Source organism: Thalassovita aquimarina (assembly GCF_018219815.1).
GTDB lineage: Bacteria > Pseudomonadota > Alphaproteobacteria > Rhodobacterales > Rhodobacteraceae > Thalassobius > Thalassobius aquimarinus.
In genome coordinates, this window is record NZ_JADMKU010000041.1 from 1 (window position 1) to 6638 (window position 6638).

The 6638-nt window shown below is 61.5% G+C and carries 9 protein-coding genes; 4 read left to right on the top strand and 5 right to left on the bottom strand.

The features are described 5' to 3' along the window. Window positions 1–134 precede the first annotated feature (134 nt). Window positions 135–437: a DUF6476 family protein gene (locus IT775_RS20885; RefSeq protein ID WP_212703189.1), complete on the bottom strand. Its 303-nt coding sequence runs from the start codon at window positions 435–437 to the stop codon at window positions 135–137. On the opposite strand from IT775_RS20885, the gene IT775_RS20890 reads away from it, so the two are divergent. Further along, on the top strand, window positions 436–1470 hold the full coding sequence (locus IT775_RS20890) for an RluA family pseudouridine synthase (RefSeq protein ID WP_212703190.1): 1035 nt from the start codon (window positions 436–438) through the stop codon (window positions 1468–1470). The two genes, IT775_RS20885 and IT775_RS20890, sit on opposite strands and share 2 nt — an antisense overlap. On the opposite strand, the gene IT775_RS20895 is transcribed toward IT775_RS20890, so the two are convergent. Next, the gene (locus tag IT775_RS20895) at window positions 1458–2123 is read right to left on the bottom strand and encodes a DUF4386 domain-containing protein (protein ID WP_212703191.1); all 666 of its coding nucleotides are present in this window, start codon (window positions 2121–2123) and stop codon (window positions 1458–1460) included. The genes IT775_RS20890 and IT775_RS20895 overlap by 13 nt on opposite strands. Before the next feature lie 298 nt (window positions 2124–2421). On the opposite strand from IT775_RS20895, the gene rpoH reads away from it, so the two are divergent. Beyond that, window positions 2422–3315, top strand: a complete 894-nt coding sequence (gene rpoH, locus IT775_RS20900; RefSeq protein WP_212703192.1) for an RNA polymerase sigma factor RpoH — start codon at window positions 2422–2424, stop codon at window positions 3313–3315. A 104-nt stretch (window positions 3316–3419) separates the two neighbouring features. Beyond that, window positions 3420–3743, top strand: a complete 324-nt coding sequence (locus IT775_RS20905) for a DUF4389 domain-containing protein (protein ID WP_212703193.1) — start codon at window positions 3420–3422, stop codon at window positions 3741–3743. A gap of 49 nt (window positions 3744–3792) precedes the next feature. On the opposite strand, the gene IT775_RS20910 is transcribed toward IT775_RS20905, so the two are convergent. Both IT775_RS20910 and IT775_RS20915 read right to left on the bottom strand, forming a co-directional pair. Further along, on the bottom strand, window positions 3793–4980 hold the full coding sequence (locus tag IT775_RS20910; protein ID WP_212703194.1) for a dipeptidase: 1188 nt from the start codon (window positions 4978–4980) through the stop codon (window positions 3793–3795). A 167-nt stretch (window positions 4981–5147) separates the two neighbouring features. After that, window positions 5148–5354, bottom strand: coding sequence for a cold-shock protein (locus tag IT775_RS20915; protein WP_212703195.1), 207 nt, complete (start codon window positions 5352–5354; stop codon window positions 5148–5150). Window positions 5355–5615: 261 nt separating this feature from the next. Here IT775_RS20915 and IT775_RS20920 point away from each other — a divergent pair, with 261 nt between their 5' ends. Further along, a complete protein-coding gene (locus tag IT775_RS20920; RefSeq protein WP_212703196.1) occupies window positions 5616–5885 on the top strand; it encodes a DksA/TraR family C4-type zinc finger protein in 270 nt (89 codons plus the stop codon). A gap of 160 nt (window positions 5886–6045) precedes the next feature. On the opposite strand, the gene IT775_RS20925 is transcribed toward IT775_RS20920, so the two are convergent. Then, on the bottom strand, window positions 6046–6638 hold a 593-nt coding region (locus tag IT775_RS20925), incomplete at its 5' end, for a hypothetical protein (RefSeq protein ID WP_212703197.1).

Consider the following 6638-nt stretch of genomic DNA (forward strand, 5'->3'; position numbering starts at 1 on the left):
AGGTGCCCGAAGGTCTTCCTCTCCGCAATCGCGCTCGCTGCAACCGTCATCTATTGGCTATGAGTCCTGACCCTAGATGTCGCACCTGATAACTCAGGCAGTGAGTGGTTTCCAATTTGCCCCTGGTGGAGGAATTAGTCCTCGCTCCGAATCTCGATCTCCTGAACCAGCGTTCCGGTCTCGCGGCTGAACACCAGGATGCGGTCGTCGCCAGTCACCACCGCGTACCACAGCTTGGTCTGGGTGAAGGCCTGCGCCTGCGTCCCGCCGGGCAGGGTGATCGCTTCGGGAAAATCGGTGCTTTTGTCCCGGAAGCGGATGACAATCAGCGTGATGATCACTAGAAGGCCCACAATCATCGTTCCGGCCAGCACCGTCACCAGCAGGCGCAGGAATTTCAGGTTCGCCGGCAATTCCGGTTCAGGGGTTTCATCCATGTCGTCCACGCGCCTCACTGTCACGATCCAGGCCGATCCGCCCGCCCGCCTTGATAAGGCGCTTTCGCGCGATGTGCCAGCCGAAGCGTCGCTGTCGCGCACCCGTCTGGCCCGGCTGATCGCCGACGGTCAGGTGACGCGCGGCGACGCGCCCGTGACCGACCCCAAGGCCAAGGTGGCCGAGGGCGACGTGATCGAGATCACCGTGCCGGTGGCCGAGGACAGCCATATCGGCCCCGAGGATATCCCGCTCGACGTGATCTATGAGGATGACGACCTGATCGTGGTGAACAAGCCAGTGGGCATGGTGGTGCATCCGGCGCCGGGCACGCCCGGCGGCACGCTGGTCAACGCTTTGCTGCATCATTGCGGCGATACCCTTTCGGGCGTCGGCGGCGCCAAGCGCCCCGGCATCGTGCACCGTATCGACAAGGACACCAGCGGCATCCTGGTGGTGGCGAAATCCGACCGCGCCCATCACGGGCTGGCCGAACAGTTCGAAAAGCACACGGTCGAACGCTATTACAAGGCGGTCTGCTATGGCGTGCCGGATGCCTACGATCCGCGCCTGCGCGGGGTGCGCGGCGTCAGCTTCGAGCCCGGCAACATCATGAAGATCACCACCCACCTGGCCCGGCACAAGACCGATCGGCAGCGCCAGGCGGTGCTGTTCGAGGGCGGCCGCCACGCGGTGACACGGGTGCGGATCGTCGAACCCTTCGGCACCCCGGCGGTGGCGGCGCTGGTCGAATGCTGGCTGGAAACCGGCCGCACCCACCAGATCCGCGTGCACATGGCCCATGCCGGCCATTCCCTGATCGGCGATCAGACCTATGGCGGGCGGCGCAAGTTGTCGGAAAAGGCGGTCGGCGTGGCTGGCGCGACCGCCGCACGCGCCTTTCCCCGTCAGGCCTTGCATGCGGCGGTGCTGGGCTTCACCCATCCCGTGAGCGGTGAGGTGATGCGTTTCGAGGCCGCCATGCCCGAAGACATGGAGGCGCTGATCGCGGCGCTCAGGTCTCAGGCAAGCTGAACCTGTCGGGCAGGGCCACGCAGCAACCAGATGCAGAACCCGGTTTCGGCGAACAGCGGCAGCGCATAGGCCAGTTCCATCGCCGCGTTGAAGTCGGGCGCGATGAAGCGGGTCAGACTTCCGGCAAGGTAAACCACGCCCGACGCGCCGAGTGGCGCGGCCAGCCAGACCGGGAACAGCCCCGAACGGCACAGCAGATAGGTGGTGATCAGGGTGTTCACGCCGAAGAACAGAAGCCCGAGATCGTAGGCGGCGGCGTGCCGGGCCAGCGGGGCCAGGATATCGCCGCCGGCCGCCATGACCTGTTCGGCCTGAAACAGGTACATCGCGCTGCCGCCGACGATGGCCATCTGCATCAGCCGGAAAATCATCGCCATCAGCGCCATCGTCTCGTCCACCGGGCGCAGCATGCGGTACAGCAGCACCGCCAGAATGACGTCGCAGATCGCCATGATCATATCGGCGCCGATGGACAGGCGGTACAGGTCCAAATGGCCGGAAATCGCGCTGGCGGTGGCTTCGGCGCTGGTCCAGTCGATCAGCGTGCCACGCAAGCCCATCTCGGCGGAGATGCCAAACAGGATGATGAGAAGATAAGCTACGCCCGCCGGGCGGGCATAAGATCGAAATGAGTCGTGCAGCTGATCGGTCATGGGAAGAGTCCGTAAATTGATGAAGGAAGATGGAATGTGGTATAAATTACATGGGAAACGTATGATATTGGCGAAAATCGCCAATATCATATGCAAATATGCATGAATACATGGTGGCGGCACGCCAAACCGGCTGTCACAAACTGCACATGGCTGTGAGCGCGCTGACACAAAGGTTTTTTACCGACGGAACCGCCCCGATATGGCGTAGAACACTATAAGCGGCCCTTGAAAGCGCTCAGGCGGCTTCCTATGTGAATGTTAAGCTCGTAAACATTGAGAGTTGGAACAGGGAACAATGAGTAATTACGCAAACCTCCCGGCCCCCACCCCAGAAGGCGGCCTGAACCGCTATCTGCAGGAAATCCGCAAATTTCCGATGCTGGAACCGGAAGAGGAATACATGCTCGCCAAACGTTGGGTCGAGGAGCAGGATACCGAGGCCGCCCACAAGATGGTGACCTCGCACCTGCGCCTGGCGGCCAAGATCGCCATGGGCTACCGCGGCTACGGCCTGCCCCAGGCCGAGGTGATTTCCGAGGCCAATGTCGGCCTGATGCAGGCGGTCAAACGCTTCGACCCCGAAAAGGGCTTCCGGCTGGCGACCTATGCGATGTGGTGGATCCGCGCCTCGATCCAGGAATATATCCTGCGCTCGTGGTCGCTGGTGAAACTGGGCACCACCTCGGCGCAGAAGAAGCTGTTCTTCAACCTGCGCAAGGCCAAGGCCCGCATCGGCGCGCTGGAAGAGGGCGACCTGCGTCCCGAAAACGTGGCCCGCATCGCCCATGACCTCGGCGTGACCGAGGACGAGGTGGTCAGCATGAACCGCCGGTTGTCGGGCGGCGATGCCTCGCTCAACGCCACGATCGGGTCGGAAGACGGCACCATGGAATGGCAGGACTGGCTGGAAGACGAAGGCGCCGACCAGGCCGGTGACTATGCCGAACGCGACGAACTGGACGCGCGGCGCGAAATGCTGACCGAGGCGATGGAGGTTCTGAACGATCGCGAACGCGACATCCTTGTGCAGCGCCGGCTGTCGGATGAAACCGTGACGCTGGAAGACCTGAGCGGCCAGTACGACGTCAGCCGCGAACGCATCCGCCAGATCGAGGTGCGCGCCTTCGAGAAGCTGCAGAAGCGGATGCGCGAACTGGCAGCGGAAAAGGGCATGACCAGCGCTGCCTGACGGGCGCCGAGCCCAATTTGCCCAAGATCAAATTGCTGCCGCCCGAACCATGCTAGGTTCGGGCGCATCAAAACCTTTATTTCATTGAAAAAGGCGGTATTGAAATGGCTGAAGAGTCCAAAATCCCTGAAAATGATGGCCCGGTGACGCTGGACGAACCGGGGCCCGAAGAAACTGCCGCAACGGCCGAGCGCAAAGGTGTCTGGCTGCGGCTGCTTTTCATGATCATCTTCGCGGTGCTGTTCGGCATCGCCGAAACTATCCTCGCGGTCGGCGCGGTGCTGCAATTCGGTTTCCTGCTGTTTACTGGCAAGCGCAACGAATCGATCGCTGATTTCGGCGTCAAGCTGGCCGACTGGATGCGCGACGTGGCCAGGTTCCAGACCGTGGTCACCGAAGACAAGCCGTTCCCGTTCTCGGGCAACTGAACCGGGGGCAGGGGGGGGGCGTTTCCTGACACGGAAAACGCCCCGCCGCTCATTTCAGCCGCGCCCTGAGCACCCGCAGCATGTTGCCGCCCATCACCTTGCCGATCTGTGCCTCGCTCAGCCCGGCAGCCAGCAGTTCGTGGGTTAGTGCCGGCAATTCCGAGGTGTCGAAGGCGGTTTCCACCGAGCCGTCGAAATCCGATCCCAGCGACACGTGATCCTCGCCCACCGCCGCGACCGCCGCGGTGATCATCTTCGCGATGCCCTTAGGCGTGATGTCGTCGCAGGCCACCTCGGCCCAGTAGCCGATGCCGATCACCCCGCCGGTCGCGGCGATGCCCCGCATCAGGTCATCGGGCAGGTTGCGCTTGACCTGGCAATGGGAATGCAGCCCCGAATGGCTCAGCACGATCGGGATATCGGTCATCGCCAGCACGTCGCGCACCACCCGCGGGCTGGAATGCGCCACGTCGATGATCATGTCGCGGCGCACGGCCTCGCTCACCACCTGGCGGCCGAACTTGGTCAGCCCGTGATTGCCTTGCCCGTGCAGCGACCCGCCCAGTTCGTTGTCGAAGAAATGCTGCAACCCGATCAGCCGGTATCCGGCCGCTTCCAGCTTGTCGAGATTGGCCAGTTTGCCCTCCAGCGGGTGACCGCCCTCGATGCCCAGGATGCCCGCGGTGATCCGGTCGCCGCGCGCCCGCGCTTCCAGAACCGCCTCCAGATCGGCGCGGCTTTTGATGATCTTCAGGTGATCGGGCGCCTTGGCCTCGAACCCGTGCAGCTTTTCCGACTGGTACAGCGCGCGTTCCAGCAGGCTGTCCCAGGCGCGGATCGGCCAGAGCTGGCCGAAGGCCAGCAGGGTGATATTGTCGAAGGCCTCGGCCGAGTTGTGATCGTAATTCTGTCCCGCCGGGCTCTTGGTGACGGCGGTGAAGACCTGGATGGCGACATTGCCCTCGCGCAGCCGCGGCAGGTCGACCTGGCCATAGCTGCCGCGTTCGGTCAGGTCGCGGTTCCACAACAGCGGGTCGGCATGCCAGTCGCCGATGGTCAGCCGCTCGTGCAACGCCTGTGCGTCCGCCGACACCGGGTAGGGATCGTGGGGGATCACGGCGTTGCGGTCCTTTTCCACGATTGTCGGGGCAAAGCCCCAGAAGCCAGCCAGCCCGGCCGCCGCCAAGAAGACGACTGCCAGAACGAGCCGCCCCAGCCATTTCCCGAATATCTGCATCACGTCCCTCCCTGTTTGGCGTCAGGTTAGGGGGCAGGCGGCGATTCAACCAAGGGTGACGTCGGGGCGGGCCGGAAAATCCCACGGGACAGCGGGGCAGGGGCCCGAAATGCAAAACGCGGCCCCTTTTCAGGGACCGCGCGTCGTTCCGATAGGATCGGAAAGCGTTAGGCCAGTGCGATATTCACGGCCGATTCGCGACCGTCACGGCCGGCTTCGATGTCGAAGGTAACCTTCTGATCATCGGCCAGGCCGGTCAGACCGGAACGTTCCACAGCCGAGATGTGCACGAACACATCTTTGCTGCCGCCGTCGGGTGCGATGAAGCCGAAGCCTTTGGTGGTGTTGAACCATTTTACGGTGCCAGTGGCCATATCCGTAGTCTCCTGATTTATGCGGCCCGCGTAGGTGCGACCGCCCGGCGTCGTAGGTCTGGATCGAAAGACTGAACGCCGTTGGAAGGGAGACAGTTGGTCGACAAAGAAAAACGTATGCAAGCCCCATATGAGGGCGCGGGGCGGATATTACAAGGATATAATGCAAATCAGGCAAATCTTCACGCCCGGCGATCCGGCGCGGGCCACTTGCAAGAGGCGCGTCTTGCGCTACCCTGTCAGCATCGAAGGAGGCATGCCATGGCCGGAGGATGGGCGCGCGACGGCGCGGTGAGCGAACAGATCGAGGCCTCGATCAGCGGCGAGTTGAAGCGGATGCAGGCGCGCAAGGCGCCGGTGGGTGAAAGCCTGACCCATTGCGCCGATTGCGAGGAGGAAATCCCGCAGGCCCGGCGCGAAGCGATCCCGGGCGTGAAATTGTGCATCGATTGCCAGCAGGACCGCGACGGCACCTACAAGGCGCGCGGCGGCATCAACCGGCGCGGGTCGAAGGACAGCCAGTTGAAGTGAGAAGGAGGCTATGCCGGATGACTGGTTGGAGCCCATTCCACCCAATGCTGCCATGGGCATGAGCGGCGGCTATCGCGAGTGGCCAAAAACGTGACAAACCCATATCTTCTTTTTCGAAAGGGTTGTGGCACAAGATTTATCATCCGAAATTGATCAGCGGTTACGGCAGGTACTTAGGATGGGCACCCTGAAAGTATATGCCCGCAGGAGTGGAGCTTCCATCCTGCCGCTGCCCTGACTTGGTAAAGAACGTAACTCTGAAGGTCATTGGTACGCCATTCCTGGTCCAGATGGTCTTGTTTCGTTTTCCTTTGAAAGGTTTGAAACCCATGCGTTGAGCTTCCTTCTCAATCAACTTCTGGACCTGCAGACTTGTCATGTTCGTTATGTAGGCGTCGGTGGTCTTGACCGTGTCACTCGTGGTGATGTTGCAAGTCCAGTATTTGACATCATCCGGCTTTCTTCGATTCCTGTCGATCTCGATTGCAGGGCCAAACCGCTCCTTTGCGAATATGTAATCGCCCTCTTTGATGACGTGCTGTGCTTTAAAAATAAAAGTTTCGTCTCTACTGATCGAAAATCCCATTTTCAGTAGCCGGTTCTTGTCGATCTTAACTGGGTGGCCGGTTTGCTGCGCGAAATGCGCCAAACAATTTTTTACCAGAAATTTCATTTCACTAGGGTCAGGACTCATAGCCAATAGATGACGGTTGCAGCGAGCGCGATTGCGGAGAGGAAGACCTTCGGGCACCT

Bases quoted from the DNA above. Each gene is read 5' to 3' on its own strand.
- IT775_RS20915 (WP_212703195.1), bottom strand. From the start codon at position 5,354: ATGGCCACTGGCACCGTAAAATGGTTCAACACCACCAAAGGCTTCGGC.
- IT775_RS20910 (WP_212703194.1), bottom strand. From the start codon at position 4,980: ATGCAGATATTCGGGAAATGGCTGGGGCGGCTCGTTCTGGCAGTCGTC.
- rpoH (WP_212703192.1), top strand. From the start codon at position 2,422: ATGAGTAATTACGCAAACCTCCCGGCCCCCACCCCAGAAGGCGGCCTG.
- IT775_RS20890 (WP_212703190.1), top strand. From the start codon at position 436: ATGTCGTCCACGCGCCTCACTGTCACGATCCAGGCCGATCCGCCCGCC.
- IT775_RS20905 (WP_212703193.1), top strand. From the start codon at position 3,420: ATGGCTGAAGAGTCCAAAATCCCTGAAAATGATGGCCCGGTGACGCTG.
- IT775_RS20920 (WP_212703196.1), top strand. From the start codon at position 5,616: ATGGCCGGAGGATGGGCGCGCGACGGCGCGGTGAGCGAACAGATCGAG.
- IT775_RS20895 (WP_212703191.1), bottom strand. From the start codon at position 2,123: ATGACCGATCAGCTGCACGACTCATTTCGATCTTATGCCCGCCCGGCG.
- IT775_RS20885 (WP_212703189.1), bottom strand. From the start codon at position 437: ATGGATGAAACCCCTGAACCGGAATTGCCGGCGAACCTGAAATTCCTG.